This is a genomic window from Streptosporangium sp. NPDC000396 (genome assembly GCF_042898655.1).
GTDB lineage: Bacteria > Actinomycetota > Actinomycetes > Streptosporangiales > Streptosporangiaceae > Streptosporangium.
This window is the reverse complement of the sequence record NZ_JBIAZA010000018.1, coordinates 118,920-136,016: the sequence shown is the minus strand read 5'-3', so window position 1 is coordinate 136,016 and position 17,097 is coordinate 118,920. Positions and strand designations below refer to the sequence as shown.

Below are 17,097 nucleotides of genomic sequence, written 5' to 3'. Positions count from 1 at the left end.
CCGTCGTCACGCTCTTGCTACCCCTCACCATCACGACACAGATGGCCAACATCAGACCACAAGGTCACGGGACGCAATCGACATAACCGACAAATCGGACGTAATTGTTACGAATGTGACAGTAGACGGATGGCCTACGGTTATCGCAAGGCGGCAAGCACCTGGTCCCGCACTTGTGCCTGCTGAGCCTCGTCGGTCAGCGGACGTCCAGCCCTGTCAACGACATAGAAGACGTCCACCGCCTCCGCGCCGAGAGTCTCCACACGCGCAGCGCGCACGTCAAGACCGCAATCCCCAAAAGCCCTACCAATTCGCCACAATAACCCCGGACGGTCGTGCGCGCGCACCTCCACGACGGTCGCCGTGTTGGACGCGTCGTCCACGAGCGTCACCCGCGGCGGCGCCACCGGCACCCGGGCCGGGCGCATCGACTGGGCCCTTCGCGCCAGCCGCTGCTCGATGTCGAGCCGACCGGCCAGAACCAGCCGCAGGTCGGCCTCCAGTGTCGCCGGGTCGGGCGGCGAGCCGTACTCGGGGACGACCGAGAATTCGATCACGGCGGTGGAGCCCGCCGAGGCCGCGGAGGCGGCACGGACCACCATCCGATGCGCGGCGAGCACTCCGGCCGCACGCCAGAGCAGCCCCATCCGGTCCGGCGCCACCACGGTGACCGCTCCCCCGTTGACCCGTACGGCACCGCCACCGTGCCGGGCCAGCGACGCCTGCTCCACCGAGAGCGAGGGCGCGGGCGGCGGCGGGGTGCCGGACAGCACCGAGCGGACCCGGCGGACGAGGTCGGCGACCAGGGACGCCTTCCAGGAGTTCCACGCGGCGGGTCCGGTGGCATGGCCGTCGGCCACGGCGAGGGCGGCCAGCAGTTCGAGCACTTCACGCGAGCCGACGGCCTCCGCCACCCGGGAGATCGTCACCGGGTCGTCGAGGTCGCGGCGGGTCGCCGTCTCGGGCAGCAGCAGGTGGTGACGGACCACGGTCTCCAGGACGTCCACGTCCGCGGGCGGCAGGCCTATCCGGGTGCCGATGTCGCGGGCCACGACCGCGCCGGTGGCCGAGTGGTCGCCGGGATATCCCTTGCCGATGTCGTGCAGGAGGGCGGAGATGAGCAGCAGGTCGGGCCGTGACACCTCCCGGGTGAAGGAGGCGGCTCCCGCCGCGGCCTCGATCAGGTGCCTGTCCACGGTGTAGCGATGCACCGGGTTGCGTTGCGGGCGGTGCCGCACGCGCTCCCAGTCGGGCAGCAGCTGGACCAGCACGCCGGCCTGGTCCAGTTCCTCCCAGACCGGCACCGCCGCGCGCCCGGCGCCGAGCAGGGCGACCAGCGCGTCCCGCGCCTCGTCCGGCCAGGGAACCGGAAGCGGCGCGGACTGGGTGGCCAGCGTGTTCACCGTGGCCGGCGCGAGCGGCAGCCCGGCCTCGGCGGCGGCCGCGGCGGCGCGGAGCACGAGCACGGGATCCCGGCGCGGGTTCGCCCCGCGGGCGAGCACGACCTCACCCGCGTGTTCGACGACGCCGTCGGCGATCGGGCGGCGTCCCCTGGGGGTGGGGCCCGACAGCAGCCGGTCAACGGTGCGCCAGGTGGCGTCGAACGCGTGCGCGATCGTCCGGCCCGCCTCGGCGAGCCTGCGCATCAGCGCCTCGGCGTCGAGCAGGCCCAGCGCTCCGGCGACCGCGTCCTGTTCCTGGAGCACCAGCCGGTCGGCGCCCCGGGCGGTCACCAGGTGCAGGCCGTGCCGGACGTCGAGCAGAAGCTCGTGGGCCTCGCGGACCCGGGGACCCGGAGCCGAGGCGACCCAGGCGGCGGCCACGGCCTGCATCGCCTGCACATCGCGGATTCCGCCGCGCGCGTCCTTGATATCGGGTTCGAGCAAGAACGCCAGCTCGCCACTCGCCTCGGCCCGCTTGTCCGTGGCCTCCCGCAACTCACCCAGGCGGCGCCTGGAGTCGGCGCGCCACTCGGCGAGCACGACCTCCCGCGCGGCCCGCGTCAGCTCGGGGTCTCCCGCCACGTGGCGGGCCTGGATCAGCCCGAGCACCGCCTTGAGGTCCTCCCGGGCGACCGTGGCGGCCTCCTCGACGGTCCGCACCGAGTGGTCGAGGCCGACGCCGGAGTCCCAGATCGGATACCAGATGCGGTCGGCGATGCGGGCCACGTCGTCACGGCCGTCGTGGAGCAGGACCAGATCCAGGTCACTGCCCGGGGCGAGCTCCGAGCGGCCCAGGCTTCCCACCGCGACGAGCGCGACACCGCTGAGGGCGCCGCGCTCGTCGGCGCTCCTCGAGTCGCCGTTCTTCCCGATGCGCCCGTACGGCGTGCCGCAGGCGGTCCTGACCAGGTCCGTCAGCCAGCGGTCGACGTCCGCGGCCCGCTCCCTGCGGGCCGCGGCGTACGAGCGAGCGTCGCCTCTCACCGGCTCAGAGCGCCTCAGGTCCGCGTTCCCCGGTGCGGACCCGGACGACCGTGTCCACCGGAACGGACCAGACCTTGCCGTCGCCGATCTTGCCGGTCTGCGCGGCCTTGACGATGACGTCGATGACGTCTTCGGCGTCGTCCTCCTCGGCGAGCACCTCAAGGCGGACCTTGGGCACCAGGTCCACCTGGTACTCGGCCCCCCGGTAGACCTCGGTGTGACCGCGCTGGCGGCCGTACCCGCTGGCCTCGCTGACCGTCATGCCCTTGATCCCGAACTGTTCCAGGGCCGCCTTCACATCGTCGAGCTTGAAGGGCTTGATGACAGCGGTGATAAGTCTCATGCGTCCACCTTCTTAGGCGCCGGGACGACGGCGGGGCCGTTGGGGGAGGCCACTCCGGAGGAGTGGACGGTGCCGAGGTCGTAACCGGTCTCGGCGTGGGAGGTGATGTCGATGCCGGCGATCTCTTCCTCGGCACCGATCCGGAAGCCCATCACCTTGTCGATTATCTTCGCGATGACCCAGGTGACGATGAAGGAGTAGCCGCCGATCACGACCGGGCCCAGAACCTGCAGGCCCAGCTGGATGACGCCGCCGCCGTAGAACAGGCCCTCGTGCTGCTGCTCCAGGAAGGGGTAGGCGGCGAGGAAGCCGAGGGAGACCGCGCCGATCACGCCGCCGACCAGGTGCACGCCCACCACGTCGAGCGAGTCGTCGTAGCCGAGCTTGTACTTCAGGCCCACGGCGTAGGCGCAGACCGCACCGGCGAGGACACCGATGAGCATGGCGGCCCAGGGGTCCACGAAACCGCAGGCCGGGGTGATGGCGACCAGACCCGCGACGGCGCCGGAGGCGACGCCGAGGCTGCTGGCGTGGCCGTCGCGGATCTTCTCGACCACGAGCCAGGCACCGGCGGCGACCGCGGCGGCGATCTGGGTGTTCATGAAGGCGAGGCCGGCGGTTCCGTCCACGGCGAGCTCGGAGCCCGCGTTGAAGCCGAACCAGCCGAACCAGAGCAGGCCCGCGCCGAGCAGGACCAGGGTCAGGTTGTGCGGTCGCATCGGGTCCTTGCGCCACCCGGCGCGCTTGCCGATCACGAGCGCGAGGGCGAGGGCCGCCGCTCCCGCGTTGATGTGGACCACGGTGCCGCCGGCGAAGTCCTCGATGCCGAGGTTGAACAGCCAGCCGTTGCCCCAGACCCAGTGGGCGACGGGGAAGTAGACGACGGTCGCCCAGACGAAGGTGAACAGCACCCAGGCGCCGAACTTCGCCCGGTCGGCGATGGCACCGCTGATCAGCGCGACGGTGATGATCGCGAAGGTCAGCTGGAATGCCGAGAACACCAGGCTCGGCATGCCGGTGCCGTCGTCCTTGGTGGCCGTCTCCACCAGACTCTGCAACCCGAGGGCGCCGAAGCCGCCGACGAACTTGTTGACGAGATCGCTGCCGTTGTCGGTGAAGGCCAGGGAGTGTCCGTAGAGAACCCACGCGACGGTGACGGTGATGATGCTGACGAACGACATCATCATCATGTTCAGAACGCTCTTGGCCCTGGTCATGCCCCCATAGAAGAACGCGAGCCCCGGAGTCATCAGCAATACCAGCGCGGTGGCTGTGATCATCCAGGCAGTGGTGCCGCTATCGATCTTCATTCGACGCGACCCTCCTTACAAATGGCGTATGGCCGGTTTCACTGTCGCAGTGATCGCTTCCTGGGCTCCGTTGACCGGCCGCGCACTGACGTTTGCGCCAAAGCGTGTTCTTCTGCCGTTTCAGGTCGCGACCCAGCGTGTTTCACGTCTGTGAAACTCGTCCACATGGTGTTTCGGGGAAGTTTCGGACAGGGATCTTCTTGACCTGGAGATGACCGTAACCGGCCTCAGGTACGCCTCATCCAAAGACACGAGGGGATTCGATGACGCGCCTCAGCCCTCATGCGCGTCATCCTCGACATCGGCAGGCTCGACACCATGGGGTCTCCCCCGCTTCACTCCAGGACCTCCCCGCCTCGTTCCGGTCGGCGCGGCACAGGCGGCCGAAAACCAGGCCTGACCGAAATACCCGGCGTCCGCACCGGACGCCGCCAAGCCGGCCGGCATCCTCCAGGCGCCCGGCCACACCAGGCTGCGGCGTTCCGGGCCTGCGGCTTCGCTCCGCATGGACACGCGCTTAGCAATAGTGCAAACTGCCATAAGGAAATCAGTATTACGGCGAGGTGAGTGATGGCACGGCGACGGACCGACCGCGACCTGGTAGGGCTCACCGTGCTCGCGCTGCTCTTCGTACGGCCCAGCCACCCCTACGAGTTGCACCGGCTCATCGTCGATACGCACAAGGACTACGTCACGGGCCTGCCCCGCAGCCTCTATCACGCGGTGGACCGGCTGGCGGAGGAAGAGCTGATCAGCCCTGTGGAGACGACACGGGAGGGTCGCCGGCCCGAGCGCACGGTGTACGAGATCACGGAAGAGGGCAGGGCGGAGCTCAGGAGCCGTCTCCGGCGCCTCCTGGAGGAGCCCGGCCCCGACACCCGCGCCTTCCTGGCGGCGATCTCCCTCATGGGCTGCCTGCCACCCGAGGAGGTCGATCGGTGCCTGCGAACGCGGGCCGCCACCCTGCGGGGCATGGTCGTGGCCTACGACGCTCACATCAGCGAGCTCGCGGCCACCGGCCTGCCCCCGATCCTCACGCTCGAAGCGGAGTGCGACCGCGCCCTCCGGGCAGCGGAGCTCGACTGGGTGCGCGGGGTCATCACGCGTCTCCAGTCGGGCGAACTCGGATGGCCCGCCTCTCTCAGAACCGGCCTCCTGGCCGGGTTGCTGGGCGAGGAGCCGCCACACGAGTGAGAAAGGCCGCCGGCCGGGTGCGCCAACACCCGGCCGGCGGATGCACCCGAACCGGATCCGCGAAGCGGCCGTCCAGGGCTGGCGATCTCCAAGGATAGGCGCCTCGCGGACCGGACCGGCGCCCGCACGGGCCCAATCCGAAGGAGATCCCATGACTGGACGGACTGCCGGGAACTCGACGAAGAGATCCCTCCTCTACGAGGTCACCGGCGTGATCGAGGCGCCCGTCGACCAGGTCGCGGAACTGCTGCTCACGGTACGGCCCGGCCCGATCGGCCCGCGCAACCTGTGGCTGCTGGACGGCTCGCACCAGGCCGTCCTGTCCGGCGGCCCGGAACGGTTCACGGCGCACTTCGGGGCTCACACGATGACCGTCGAGAGAGGCGGGGACTTCGTCGCGATGCAGGGCGGCTGGTGGTACCGGGGCGAATACTTCGTCACGCCCCACCCTCAGGGAACCCGGCTCGTCCACCGCGTCCTCAACGTGGCGCAGCGGGGCCGATGGAGCGTGCCGCTCGCCAACCGGTTCTTCATCGGGTTCGGGGCGAAGCTCCGGAAGAACATCCACGACCTCCTCGGCAGGATCGGCGACCAGCTCGGGTGCGCCGCCCGCCTGGAGTGAACCGCCGAACGCGGGTGAGGGCCGATCCGGTACGGCTCGCGCGAGCCGTACCGGATCGTCGGCCTGTCAGGCCGCCGTGGCCATCTTGCGGAGACGGGCCAGGGCGTCGCGCTCGATACGGCGGGCGCGGTCGCGGCCGATGCCGTAACGCTCGCCGACCTCGGTCAACGTGTGCTCGCGGCCGTCCATCAGGCCGTAACGCCAGCGGAGCATCTCGCGGGTTTGGCCCTCCAGGCCGGTCAGCCACTGCTCCAGGCGCTCGCGTTCCAGGATGTCCAGGGCCTGCTGCTCGGGGTCCGCCCACGTCTCGTCAGCGATCATGTCGCCGAGCTCGGTCTCGTCCTCGTCGCCGACGCCGAGCTGAAGGGAGACCGGGTCGGAGGCCCAGCGGCGGAGCTCGCGGACCCGCTCGATCGGCATCTCCAGCACCTCAGCCAGGTCGGCGTCCGTCGGCTCCTGGTCGAACTCGGCCAGCATGTCGCGCCGGACCCGCATCAGCCGGGTCATCTGCTCACCCGCGTGGGTCGGCAGCCGGACCGGCCGGGCCTGCTCGTGGATCGCGCGGCCCACGGACTGGCGGATCCACCAGGTGGCATATGTGGAGAACTTGTAGCCGCGCCGGTAGTCGAATTTCTCGACCGCCCGAACCAGGCCCAGATTTCCCTCCTGGACCAGATCGATCAACGGCATTCCGCGCCCGGAATATTTGCGCGCGACCGCCACCACAAGACGTAGATTGGCCTGGATGAATTCGTCTTTGGCCCGCTGTCCTGAAATAGCCAGCCGTTCAAGCTCCTCATCGGCGGCATCCCCGATCCGCGGCTCCGCCAGGCCGCTGTCCAGCAACTGTTCCGCGAAGAGACCCGCCTCGATCCGCTTGGCGAGCTCGACTTCCTCCTCCGCGGTGAGAAGGGGAACCCGTCCGATTTCAGCCAAATAGGTCCCTAGCAGGTCCCGGTCCGAGACATGCTGGTCCTGCGCCCGATTCCCCGTCGGCCTTGCCATCCGATGGCACCTCGCTCCGCCTGCTTATGACACGCCCGCACGCTCGTTCAAAGCCCCGCGCGAACTGACATGTCGCTTGCCTTATCAACGCTCGGACCAGAGCAAAGATTCCCTAAAGAAGTACGCCCGGAGAACGGTTTTAATTTCCTCCTTAAGGAGGATGCCTTCGCGCATGGCGTTCACAACGGTTGCGGCTTCCCGGCCGCGGGGGCCTCAAACCAGACGGTGCCGGCCTCCCGCTCCGGGGGCGCCGCTCACGCGTTCTCTCCCCGGGCCTGAGCGATCGCCTCGTTCAGCATCGCCCCCACGTCACCGAGGACGTGCCGGCCCCCGTCGACCACCCGGCGGCCGCCCGACACCACCGAGTGCACGTCGGCGGCCGTCGCGGCGAAGATGACCATCTCCGGCACGCTGCCCGGGGACGCACCCGCCGTACGGACCGAGTCCAGGCGCACCGACACCAGATCGGCCCACGCGCCCGGCACGAGCGTGCCCGCGTCGGGAAAGCCCAGGGAGGCATGCCCGACGGCGGTCGCGGCCTGGAGCAGTTCGGCGGCGGTCCAGTGCCCGCGCCGCTCGGTGACCAGCCGCTCGTCCAGCTCGACCGCACGGGCCTCCTCGAACAGGTCGATGACCGCGTGGCTGTCGGAGCCGAGCGTGAGCGGCGAACCCGCGTCGAACAGCGTTCTCGCCGGGCCGATGCCGTCGGCCAGGTCGCGTTCGGTCGTCGGGCACATGCAGATATAGGTGCTGGACTGGCTGAGAAGCGCGATGTCCACATCGGACACGTGTGTGGCGTGCACGGCGGTGGAGCGGGGACCGAGCACATCGTGCTCGGCCAGAACCTGAGCCGGGCTGGCGGCGTACACCTCCACGCAGGCGGCGTTCTCCGCACGCTGCTCGGACAGGTGGACATGCATCGGGACCGCGTGGTGGTGGGAGAACTTGCTGATCACCGGCATCTGCTCGGCGCGGATCGCGCGAACCGAGTGGATCGCCGCGCCGACCTCCACGTCGTCCACTCCCCGGTAGGCCTCCAGGAGAGCCTCGGCCCGGACGGCCCACCCCTCGGCGTCGCCGTCGCCGAACCGCAGCTGGGTCCCGGTCAGCGGGACACCGAACCCGCCGGTCAGGTAGCAGGTGTCCAGCAGCGCGATGCGCAGGCCCGCGTCCCGCGCGGCCTGGACGAGCGCGTGACCCATGGCGTTCGGGTCGTCGTACGGCTTGCCGCCCGGATTGTGGTGAAGGTAGTGGAACTCCCCCACGCAGGTGATCCCCGCCATCGCCATCTCGGCGAACGTGGCCCTGGCCAGCCTGAGGTAGGAGTCGGGGTTCAGCGTCCCGGCCACGCCGTACATCTGCTCGCGCCAGGTCCAGAAGCTGCCCTTCTCCCGCTCCGTCGCCCCGCGCAGGGCGCGGTGGAAGGCGTGGGAGTGAGTGTTGGCCATGCCGGGGATGGTCAGCCCGCCGAGCCGGACGGCCCCGGCGGGAGGCTCGGCCATCCCCGGGGTGATCTCGGCGATCTTGGACCCCTCGATCCTGACGAGCACTCCGTCGACGACCTCACCGGGTGGCAGCCAGGCCAGCTCGCACCAGTAGTTCAGCTCCGGCACAGCTCCTCCAAGGCGGTGGCGAGGGCGACGTTCCCGTGTGGCGGCCACGTCTCTCGGCGTGCTCGCCCGGAAATGTGAGATGCCCGCCAGACCACGGCCGGACACCGTCGCACCGGTCACTTCCGAGGTGGACGACAGCACCCCACGCCTCGTCGAATACCCCTTCTCCGCCAAATCTAGCGAGGGGGCCGCCGGATTTACCCGGCCGGGAACGCGCTCAGCCGGCCGGTCCGGCCGCCGGGCGGACGGTGATCTCGGTGACGTGCGCGTCGGGAGAGGCCTCCACGGCGGCCAGCACCGCGCGGGCCACCGAGTCCGGGGCCAGATATTTCTCCGGCTCGTAGGCCCCGCTCTCCTGGGCTCGCACCCCGCGCTGCATGTCGGTGTTCACCCGCCCCGGGTAGATCGTGGTCACCCGGAGGGCGGGCTCCTCCAGCCGGAGCCCGTCGGCGAAGGCGCGCAACGCGAACTTGCTGGCCGCGTAGGAAGCCCAGCCGGGGTTGACCCGCTGCCCCGCCCCCGAGTTGATCAGCACGACGTGCCCCTCGGCCGCGCGCAGCGCGGGCAGCAGCAGCCGAGTCAGCTCGGCCACCGCGATCACGTTGATCTCCAGCGTACGCCGCCAGACCTCGGCGGGAGTCTCCCCGATCCGTCCCAGGGACACCACGCCCGCGCTGTGCACCAGCACGTCGAGCCGGTCGATCCCGGCGACGTCGGCCTCGGTGACGGCGGTGAGCTCCACCGGCCAGGGACGCGCGCCCGGCAGCCCGGCGCCCACCTTGGCCAGCGCCTCCTCATCCCGGCCGCCGAGCAACAGGTCGTGGGCCGGCGCCAGGGCGCGCGCGATCGCGGCTCCGACTCCCCGGGAGGCTCCGGTGATCAGCGCGGTCGGTCGTACGGACATGCGAGACACCCTACTCCGGTCCGTTCCGGAGCCAGGGCCGTCCCTGACTCCGGTCCATCTCGGGCTCTGGGTTCACTCCGGCCGGAACGTCGCGGGCCCGGGGCGCTCCAGGGTCAGGGCGTAGACGTTGTGCGGGTAGCGATAGTCGGCCGGGCGGACCCTGACCTCCTCGGCGTTGGCCTCCAGGATCTCGCACCGGTACCACTCGCCGTCCTCCAGGAACTCCCAGCGGCGCATCAGCAACTCCAGCCCGGACCGGTGGACCTCCTCGAAGGCGTCCTCCTCCGAGCGCGGCTCCCCGAGCGGGTAGCCGAACACGGTCAGCGGCTCCCACCCGCCGTCCACCGGCCGGAGGAAGCCCAGCAACGCACCGTCGTCTTCACGTCTGATCTCTCGCATGGTTGACACCATATACAAATTTGAATACAAACTTGAATATGTCTTCCACTCGCGCCCTGCTCCTCGGCGTGCTGCTCGACGGCCCGCTGCACGGCTACGAGGTACGGCGCCGCCTCGAACTCATGGGCACCCACCACTGGGCCAACGTGGCCTACGGCTCGATCTACCACGGGCTGGGCAAGATGGCCGACGAGGGCCTGCTGGAGCGACTGGAAGAAGGCAAGGGCGGCAAGACCCTCTACTCGATCACCGAGACCGGCCGGCAGGAATTCATGCACAACCTGCTCAACCACTGGTGGGAGATCAAGCCGATCGTGGACCCGTTCCAGGTGGCGATCACCTTCATGGACCGGCTGACACCCGCCGAGCTGAACACGGCGATAGAGGCCAGAGCCGCCCAGCTCCAGTTCGCCATCGGGATGACCGAACGCGCGATCGGCGGCAAGGCGGCCTACGGCGCCCCCCGGCACATCGACGAATGCCTGCGGCTCAACATGCTCCAGCTCCAGGCCCAGCTGACCTGGCTCGGCGACGCCGCCGAGAAGATCAAAAACGGCGATCTCCCCTGAAAACCGGTTGAGTCTCCCCCTAGAGGAACGTTCACTCTCTCCTTCGGAGCACCCCCTCCTTCGGAGCGCCCCCGAACCCTCCGACCCCCGAAACGGAGAATCATGATCATCGAAGCGCACGGCCTGCGCAAGACCTTCACCGCCAAACGCGGGCGAGGCAAAACAGAGCAGGTCGAGGCCGTCCGAGGCATCGACCTGTCCGTCGCCGAAGGCGAGATCTTCGCCGCCCTCGGCCCGAACGGCGCGGGCAAGAGCACCACCGTTCGGATGCTCGCCACCTTCGTCGTCCCCACCGCCGGAACCGCCCGGGTGGCCGGGCACGACGTGGTGAAGGAGGCGGCCAAGGTCAGGGAGAAGATCGGCTACGTCAGCCAGGCCGGGGGCGTGGACGACAACGCCCCCGGCCGCGAGAGCCTGCTCCTGGCCGCGCGCCTCAACGGGCTGTCCCGCAAGCAGGCGGACGTCCGAGCCGGTGAACTGCTGGAGGCCTTCAGCCTGACCGAGATCGCCGACCGCCCGGTCAAGTCACTCTCCGGCGGCCAGCAGCGGCGGTTCGCGCTGGCCATCGGCCTGGTGAACCGGCCACCGCTGATCTTCCTGGACGAACCCACCACCGGTCTGGACCCGCAGAACCGCGCCAACCTGTGGGACGAGGTCCGCGCCCTGCGCGACCAGGGCACCAGCGTGCTGCTGACCACCCACTACCTGGACGAGGCCGACGCGCTGTGCGACCGGCTCGTCATCATCGACAACGGCCTGGTCGTCGCCGAGGGCACCCCCGAGGAGCTCAAGAAGGAGGTCGCCGGCGACGTGGTCACGCTCAGGCTCGACGACATGGATGCCGCACGCGGGCTCCTCGACGCCGAGCCGTACATCAAGGAGACCCAGACGGAGGGCGACGCGCTGCGCGCCTACCTCGACGACGGCGAGCACAACCTGCCCGCCCTGCTCCGCGCCCTGGAGGCGGGCGGCCTGCCCATCCGGTCCATCTCCCTTGACCGCGCCACGCTCGACGACGTCTTCCTGCGGCACACCGGCCGTTCCCTCCGCGACGCCGCCTGACCGGCCGCCCCCTTAAGGACACGCCATGATGTTTCGACACACCATGCTCTTCCTGGGCTACGAGCTCAGGAATCTCTTCCGCAACCCCTTCTGGCCGCTGTTCGGCATCCTCAACCCCGTCCTGTACCTGCTGCTGTTCGCCCCGCTGCTGACCGGCATCGCCCCCGGCGGCACGTCGGTCGACGCGCTGAGGCTTTTCACGCCCGGCGCGATGATGATGGTCGCCCTGTTCGGCTCGCTGTTCGCCGGCTTCTCCATGATCAACGAGACCCGCAACGGCGTGCTGGAGCGGATCGCGGTCAGCCAGGCGTGGCGGCCCGCGATCGTCCTCGGCCGGGTCGCCAAGGACATGATCGTTCTGGTCGTCCAGGCGCTGGCGGTCATCGGCGTGGCGGCACTGATGGGCCTGCGGATCGGCCTGCCCGAGCTGGGTCTCGTGCTGCTGCTCATGGCCGCGACCGGCCTGTTCGCCTCCACCCTCTCCTACGGCCTGGCGCTCGCGATCCGCGACGAGCAGGGCATGGGGCAGATCGTCCAGTTCTTCACCCTGCCCCTGATGCTGCTCGCCGGCATGATGGTGCCGATCGCCGAAGGGCCTGACTGGATCCAGACGGCGGCCAGGTTCGACCCGCTCTACTACGCGGTCGAAGCCGGCCGGTCCCTGTTCGCCGGGAACCTCTCCGACAGCACGATCCCGGTGGCCTTTGGGATCTTCCTCGGGCTCGGCGTGCTCACCTTGATCTGGTCGGTCCGCTCGCTGCGAAAGCTCGCGGGCTAGCCTTCCACCTGGTCAGTCGGTGAAGACCCCGGCCTGGTCGATCATCCGTTCATACTCCTCCAGCCGGGCCCGCGTCCGCAGCGGCGCCGCGTCCGCCATGGCCTCCACCAGCACCATGGCCAGGGCGAGCGGCGCCACGTGCAGGTCGCACACCGACCCCTCCCCGACCGGGGCGTCGAGGATCACATCGGCCTCGAACGGCACATCCCGCCTGTCGGTGATCACCGCGGTCCGCAGGCCCAGCTCACGAGCGCCCCTCAGGGCCTGTACGGCCTCGGCCGGATAACGGGGCAGGATCACCGCGACCAGCCAGTCCGCTCCCGCCCGGTGCGCGGCGTGCAGGCCGTCGGCCAGTTCGGAGCCTCCGTGGGTCAGCAGGCGGACGTCGGGGTGGATCCGGCGGGCGAAGTAGGCGAACGTGGTGGCCAGCCCGCTCGACACCCGCAGCCCGAGCACGGGCAGCGGCTCGCATCCGGCCAGCGCCGCGCCCAGTTCCGCGATGCTCGACGGGTCGGCCAGACCGGCCCGGACGTTCCGCAGGTTCTCGATCTCCGCGTCGATCGCGCTCTGCGGGCCGTTGGCTCGCGACGGGCTGCGCCCGCCCACGACGAACGGTCGCAGCGCCTGCCTGAGCTCGGGATATCCCGTGAAACCGAGCAACGCGGCGAACCTCGTCACCGACGGCTGGCTCACCCCCGCCCGGTCGGCCAGCTCCACACTGGACAGGAAGACGGCCTCGGCCAGGTGGTCGTCGAGGTAACGCGCGATCCGCCGCTGCACAGGCGACAGCCGCCGGCCCTCCAGAAGTCGATCGAGTCCGTCCCCCACGTCCCCTCCAACCGCTCGATCGTCCGCGGGCATTCCCGCTCCCGGCCCCGGTTTCGCTCACGGGCGGTGGCGGGCGAGACGGCGGCTCATCGGCGGGAAACCGGCCTGCGGACACGGGCGAACGGAGAAAAAGGCATCCCGGATGACACATCCGGGATGCCCTGTCTTTCAACTGCCGTTTCGGCCTTTGTCCTGACCCTCGTCCCGCACGGACTAGGCCGGAGACCGAACCCGGTGGGTGCCCGATGGGCACCCTTTCGCGAAGGAGAAGCTCCGCACAGGCCGGATGCCCGGTTTCCTGGATCGCCAACCGGTCAGCGAGATCGAAGTCCAAATTATCCGCTTATGCGCACCACAACTTTACGTATCCCTAGAGGAGAGGAAGCGCCTTCCCGGACGGGCGCGCCCGAACCGCGGCACGGGCTTGTCCCGGCGCCCGGCCGCCGCCCGAGGGGGAGAACCCTAGGTGGAGAGCAGGAACTGGGTGGCGGCGAGCTCACGGTAGAGGTCGTCGTCGGCGAGCAGCTCGCCGTGGGTGCCGACGGCCCGCACCCGGCCCGCCTCCATCACCACGATCCGGTCGGCGCCGGTCACCGTGGACAGGCGATGGGCGATCACCAGAACGGTCGTCTCCCTGGCCACTTCGGCGATCACCTCGCGAAGCCGCATCTCGTTGACCGCGTCGAGCTGGGAGGTGGCCTCGTCGAGCAGAAGCAGCCGGGGACGGCGCAGCAGGACGCGCGCGATGGCCACCCGCTGCCGCTCGCCGCCCGAGAGCATGACCCCGCGATGCCCCACCTTGGTCTCCATGCCCTCGGGGAGCCGGGCGACCAGATCCTCCAGCCGGGTCAGCGCGAGCACCCGCCGGATGTCGTCCTCACCCACGTTCGGCGCGGCGAAGACGAGGTTCTCCCTGAGCGAGCCGTCCAGCACCGGCGCGTCCTGCTCGACGTAGCCGAGACAGGCCCGGAGCTCGGCCAGCGGCCACTGCCTGATGTCGCGGCCGTCGACCCTGACCGTCCCGGCCTGTTGCTCGTAGAACCGTTCGAGCAGGGTGAAAACCGTGGACTTGCCCGCTCCCGAGGGGCCGACCAGGGCGGTCAGCCCTCCGGCCGGCACCTCGAAGGAGACGCCGTCGTGGACGATCGGCCGGTCGTCGCCATAGCTGAAGACCACGTCCTCGAAGCTCACTCCGGCGGGAGCGGTGCCGACTTCGTGGATCCCGCCTCCGGGCTCCTCGGCCGGGAGCTCCTCGACCTCCCTGATCCGCTTCACCGCGGCCAGGCCGTTCTGGATCTGGGTGAAGCCCTGGACCAGCTGGCCGATCGGGGCGACCAGGTAGAACAGATACAGCAGGAACGCGATCAGCGAGGACACCTCCAGCGCGCCCGAGGCGACCCGCGCCCCGCCCACACCCAGGACGGCCACGAAGGCGAGTTGCGCGGCGACCCATGCGGAGATGCCTGCGATTGAGGTCCACCAGGCGACCGCGACGCCCCGGTCACGCGCCTCGCGGGCCGAGTCGCCCACCGTGTCGATCTCGCGATCCTCGGCGCCGCTGGCCTTGACCGTGCGGAAAGCCTGCAGCACCCGGTCGAGCACCGCCCCCATCTCTCCCACCGCGACCTGGGCCTGGGTCGAGGCGTTCCGGATGCGCGGCATGACCAGCCCCAGGAGCGAGCCGACCAGGACCAGGACCGCCAGCGTGATGAGGAGCAGCAGCCCGTCCATGAGCGCCATCATCACTATGGCGCCCACGAGTATGAACACCGCGCCGACCGACTCGACGATGCCCTCGGTGAACACCGCCCGCAGCAGGGTGGTGTCCGACGTCACACGTGACAGCAGGTCTCCCGGCTTGAGCCGGTCCACCTCGGACACCCGCAGCCGCAGCATCCGGTCCACCAGCCTCTGGCGGGCGGAGAACACGATGCCCTCTCCCATGCGTTCCAGCACGTATCTGCCGACCGCGCCGATCGCCGCCCCCACGAGCACGGCGGCCGTCAGGCCGAGCACCGGCCCGGTCAGGGGACGCTGTGCGCCGAAGGCGTCGACGACCGTCTTCGCGAGGAGCGGCATCGCCAGACCGGCCAGCGAGCTGACGAAGCTGAGCAGCCCGCCGAGGAGCAAGGCTCTCCTGTGCGGGCGGATGTAGGCGGATAAGAGACGCCAAGAAGCGGCCTGAGGCAATTTTTTCTCCCCTGAACTGACATGACCGGCCACCGGGCTTCCTATCTACCGCGCATGCGCTCACCCCGAGCGCTTCGCCCGATTCCGTAGACCAAAGTCGATAGCGTCAACATAGGTTGACACAAAGAATATGTCAACCAAAGTTGACCTCAGGGACGATGGCCCCGCCCTCAGGGGTGCGAGCGGCCGACCGCTCCACCCGCGACCGCCGATCGGCTCGCCGTACGGCGGGACCTGGAGATCGTCGAGGTCGTGTCGCGGGGAGCCCTTCGCGGACCTTCGGCGTACGGCGGGCGGACGGCCCGGCGGCCTGTCCCCGAAGTCGAGCAGCGGTCGAGCATGGGTCGTGGTTCGCCGGGTTGCGCGGAGACCTCGTGAGGTCTCAGGAAACCGGTGACGGGGTCAGCACCAGGCAGGCGTTGCTGCCACCGAAGCCGAAGGAGTTGGACAGGGCCGGGGCGACGGGGATGGCGCGGGGTTCGCCGTGGACGATGTCGACGAGGTCCGTGACGGGACCGCCGGTGAAGTTGGCGGTCGGGGGAACCACGCCCTCGCGGGCGGACAGCAGCGCGATGACCGCCTCCAGCGCGCCGGCACCGCCGACCAGGTGGCCGGTCACGCCCTTGGTGGACGTCACCGGAGGCGTGCGGCCGCCGAAGCAGTCGTGCAGGGCGATCGCCTCGGCACTGTCGTTGTGCGGGGTGGAGGTGCCGTGCGCGTTGACATGGCCGATGCCCTGGGGGGTGAGTCCCGCGTCGAGCAGGGCCGCGCGCATGCAGTCGGCCGCGACGGAGCCGTCCTTGAGCGGCGCCACGATGTGGGCGGCGTCGCAGTTCGCCGCGTAACCGCTGACCTCGCCGTAGACGCGGGCGCCTCGGGCCTCGGCGAGGTCGGCGCGCTCCAGGACGAGGAAGGCGGCGCCCTCCCCCATGACGAAGCCGTCCCGGTCCTCATCGAAGGGCCGGGACGCCTCCGCGGGCGAGCCCGTCCGCTCCGACAGCGCGCCGACACGCGCGAAGGCGTACATGGCGAGCGGGGAGAGCAGCGCGTCCAGGCCTCCGGCCACGGCAGAGCCGACCACGCCCGACCGGATCGCGCGCAGCGCCTCACCGATCGCCGTGGCCCCGCTGGCGCAGGCCGTGTTGAAGGTGAGGCAGGGACCGCGGTAGCCGTACCGGATGGCGATGCGCGCGGCCGTCGAGCTCGACATCAGCGTCGGCACGGCGTGGACGGGCACCTTCTCCCGGCCGAGCGTGTGCCCCACGATCAGGCTCTCCATGGTGGCGAACCCGCCGGCGCCCGTGCCCACGTAGACGCCGCAGCCCTCGGCGGGCAGGCCGCCCGCGTCGGTGACGGCGTCGACCGCCGCGGCGATGCCGATCTGGCAGGTGCGGTCGAGGGTCCTGAGCTCGCGTCCGGTGAAGTAGTCCAGCGGCTCGAACGGGGCCAGCGGGCAGCCGATCGAGACTGGCGTCTCCTCCTCGGCGAGGCCGGGGATCACGGCCGCGAGAGACTTGCCCGCCAGCACCGTGGCGAAGGCCTCCTCGACCGTGTTGCCCGCCGGGCTTTTCACGCCGAGCCCGGTGACGACGACGCGTGTCACCGGGCCGCCAGCGCGGCGTGCAGGACACCGGCCATGTCGGCCACGGTCCGCGCACCGGCGAAGTCGCTGGGTTCGAGCTGGACGCCCAGCTTCTCCTCGATGATGACGGCGATCTCCACCCATTCCAGGCTGTCGATCTGGTGATCCGCGATGGTGGCGCTGGGCTTCACATGATCGCGGGGCACGCAGAGCACCTCGGCGATCGCGGCCTGGACTACGGATATGGCTGAATCGAGGCTTGCCATTCGCCC

16 protein-coding genes are annotated in these 17,097 nt (G+C 70.0%); 5 read left to right on the top strand and 11 right to left on the bottom strand.

Going from position 1 to position 17,097, the window contains the following annotated elements:
• Positions 1-140: 140 nt before the first annotated feature.
• From ACFY2X_RS27855 to ACFY2X_RS27845, 3 genes are read right to left on the bottom strand one after another with little or no spacing between them, the layout of a single operon-like run.
• Complete coding sequence (locus ACFY2X_RS27855; RefSeq protein WP_389943331.1) at positions 141-2,426, bottom strand: [protein-PII] uridylyltransferase; 2,286 nt, start codon at positions 2,424-2,426, stop codon at positions 141-143.
• Between the two features lie 4 nt (positions 2,427-2,430).
• Positions 2,431-2,769, bottom strand: coding sequence for a P-II family nitrogen regulator (locus ACFY2X_RS27850; protein WP_093259464.1), 339 nt, complete (start codon positions 2,767-2,769; stop codon positions 2,431-2,433).
• Complete coding sequence (locus ACFY2X_RS27845; RefSeq protein WP_389943327.1) at positions 2,766-4,079, bottom strand: ammonium transporter; 1,314 nt, start codon at positions 4,077-4,079, stop codon at positions 2,766-2,768. Before ACFY2X_RS27845 ends, ACFY2X_RS27850 begins: the two co-directional genes overlap by 4 nt.
• 570 nt (positions 4,080-4,649) lie before the next feature.
• Between ACFY2X_RS27845 and ACFY2X_RS27840 the strand changes: the two genes are divergently transcribed.
• Positions 4,650-5,273, top strand: a complete 624-nt coding sequence (locus ACFY2X_RS27840) for a PadR family transcriptional regulator (RefSeq protein WP_389943324.1) — start codon at positions 4,650-4,652, stop codon at positions 5,271-5,273.
• Positions 5,274-5,424: 151 nt separating this feature from the next.
• Positions 5,425-5,895, top strand: coding sequence for a hypothetical protein (locus ACFY2X_RS27835; protein WP_389943321.1), 471 nt, complete (start codon positions 5,425-5,427; stop codon positions 5,893-5,895).
• Positions 5,896-5,961: 66 nt separating this feature from the next.
• Here the strand turns inward: ACFY2X_RS27835 and ACFY2X_RS27830 are convergent, their stop codons facing one another.
• The 4 genes from ACFY2X_RS27830 to ACFY2X_RS27815 all read right to left on the bottom strand — a co-directional run bounded on the left by ACFY2X_RS27830 (position 5,962) and on the right by ACFY2X_RS27815 (position 9,816).
• Positions 5,962-6,900: an RNA polymerase sigma factor RpoD/SigA gene (locus tag ACFY2X_RS27830; protein ID WP_389943318.1), complete on the bottom strand. Its 939-nt coding sequence runs from the start codon at positions 6,898-6,900 to the stop codon at positions 5,962-5,964.
• 254 nt (positions 6,901-7,154) lie between these two features.
• Complete coding sequence (locus ACFY2X_RS27825) at positions 7,155-8,513, bottom strand: formimidoylglutamate deiminase (RefSeq protein ID WP_389943315.1); 1,359 nt, start codon at positions 8,511-8,513, stop codon at positions 7,155-7,157.
• Positions 8,514-8,730: 217 nt separating this feature from the next.
• Positions 8,731-9,417, bottom strand: coding sequence for an SDR family oxidoreductase (locus tag ACFY2X_RS27820; protein WP_389943312.1), 687 nt, complete (start codon positions 9,415-9,417; stop codon positions 8,731-8,733).
• A 72-nt stretch (positions 9,418-9,489) separates the two neighbouring features.
• A complete protein-coding gene (locus ACFY2X_RS27815) occupies positions 9,490-9,816 on the bottom strand; it encodes a hypothetical protein (RefSeq protein WP_389943309.1) in 327 nt (108 codons plus the stop codon).
• 38 nt (positions 9,817-9,854) lie between these two features.
• On the opposite strand from ACFY2X_RS27815, the gene ACFY2X_RS27810 reads away from it, so the two are divergent.
• The 3 genes from ACFY2X_RS27810 (at position 9,855) to ACFY2X_RS27800 (ending at position 12,225) form a co-directional block, all read left to right on the top strand.
• On the top strand, positions 9,855-10,385 hold the full coding sequence (locus tag ACFY2X_RS27810; RefSeq protein WP_389943306.1) for a PadR family transcriptional regulator: 531 nt from the start codon (positions 9,855-9,857) through the stop codon (positions 10,383-10,385).
• 102 nt (positions 10,386-10,487) lie between these two features.
• Positions 10,488-11,447, top strand: coding sequence for an ATP-binding cassette domain-containing protein (locus tag ACFY2X_RS27805; protein WP_389943303.1), 960 nt, complete (start codon positions 10,488-10,490; stop codon positions 11,445-11,447).
• 25 nt (positions 11,448-11,472) lie between these two features.
• Entirely contained in the window at positions 11,473-12,225 is a 753-nt protein-coding gene (locus tag ACFY2X_RS27800) for an ABC transporter permease (RefSeq protein WP_389943300.1), read from the top strand.
• A gap of 12 nt (positions 12,226-12,237) precedes the next feature.
• Here ACFY2X_RS27800 and ACFY2X_RS27795 read toward each other — a convergent pair whose 3' ends face one another.
• The 4 genes from ACFY2X_RS27795 to ACFY2X_RS27780 all read right to left on the bottom strand — a co-directional run bounded on the left by ACFY2X_RS27795 (position 12,238) and on the right by ACFY2X_RS27780 (position 17,091).
• The gene (locus ACFY2X_RS27795; RefSeq protein WP_389943297.1) at positions 12,238-13,053 is read right to left on the bottom strand and encodes a MurR/RpiR family transcriptional regulator; all 816 of its coding nucleotides are present in this window, start codon (positions 13,051-13,053) and stop codon (positions 12,238-12,240) included.
• Between the two features lie 462 nt (positions 13,054-13,515).
• Positions 13,516-15,183, bottom strand: coding sequence for an ABC transporter ATP-binding protein (locus ACFY2X_RS27790; RefSeq protein WP_389943294.1), 1,668 nt, complete (start codon positions 15,181-15,183; stop codon positions 13,516-13,518).
• Positions 15,184-15,625: 442 nt separating this feature from the next.
• Positions 15,626-16,846: a beta-ketoacyl-[acyl-carrier-protein] synthase family protein gene (locus ACFY2X_RS27785; RefSeq protein ID WP_389943291.1), complete on the bottom strand. Its 1,221-nt coding sequence runs from the start codon at positions 16,844-16,846 to the stop codon at positions 15,626-15,628.
• Positions 16,843-17,091 carry an acyl carrier protein gene (locus ACFY2X_RS27780; protein WP_389943289.1) on the bottom strand — a complete coding sequence of 83 codons (249 nt, stop codon included), beginning with the start codon at positions 17,089-17,091 and terminating at the stop codon, positions 16,843-16,845. The genes ACFY2X_RS27785 and ACFY2X_RS27780 overlap by 4 nt, the downstream gene beginning before the upstream one ends.
• Between the last annotated feature and the right edge of the window lie 6 nt (positions 17,092-17,097).

Coding starts and splice junctions, on each gene's coding strand:
- ACFY2X_RS27845 (WP_389943327.1), bottom strand. CDS start 4,079: ATGAAGATCGATAGCGGCACCACTGCCTGGATGATCACAGCCACCGCG.
- ACFY2X_RS27780 (WP_389943289.1), bottom strand. CDS start 17,091: ATGGCAAGCCTCGATTCAGCCATATCCGTAGTCCAGGCCGCGATCGCC.
- ACFY2X_RS27850 (WP_093259464.1), bottom strand. CDS start 2,769: ATGAGACTTATCACCGCTGTCATCAAGCCCTTCAAGCTCGACGATGTG.
- ACFY2X_RS27815 (WP_389943309.1), bottom strand. CDS start 9,816: ATGCGAGAGATCAGACGTGAAGACGACGGTGCGTTGCTGGGCTTCCTC.
- ACFY2X_RS27820 (WP_389943312.1), bottom strand. CDS start 9,417: ATGTCCGTACGACCGACCGCGCTGATCACCGGAGCCTCCCGGGGAGTC.
- ACFY2X_RS27840 (WP_389943324.1), top strand. CDS start 4,650: ATGGCACGGCGACGGACCGACCGCGACCTGGTAGGGCTCACCGTGCTC.
- ACFY2X_RS27800 (WP_389943300.1), top strand. CDS start 11,473: ATGATGTTTCGACACACCATGCTCTTCCTGGGCTACGAGCTCAGGAAT.
- ACFY2X_RS27835 (WP_389943321.1), top strand. CDS start 5,425: ATGACTGGACGGACTGCCGGGAACTCGACGAAGAGATCCCTCCTCTAC.
- ACFY2X_RS27830 (WP_389943318.1), bottom strand. CDS start 6,900: ATGGCAAGGCCGACGGGGAATCGGGCGCAGGACCAGCATGTCTCGGAC.
- ACFY2X_RS27810 (WP_389943306.1), top strand. CDS start 9,855: ATGTCTTCCACTCGCGCCCTGCTCCTCGGCGTGCTGCTCGACGGCCCG.
- ACFY2X_RS27805 (WP_389943303.1), top strand. CDS start 10,488: ATGATCATCGAAGCGCACGGCCTGCGCAAGACCTTCACCGCCAAACGC.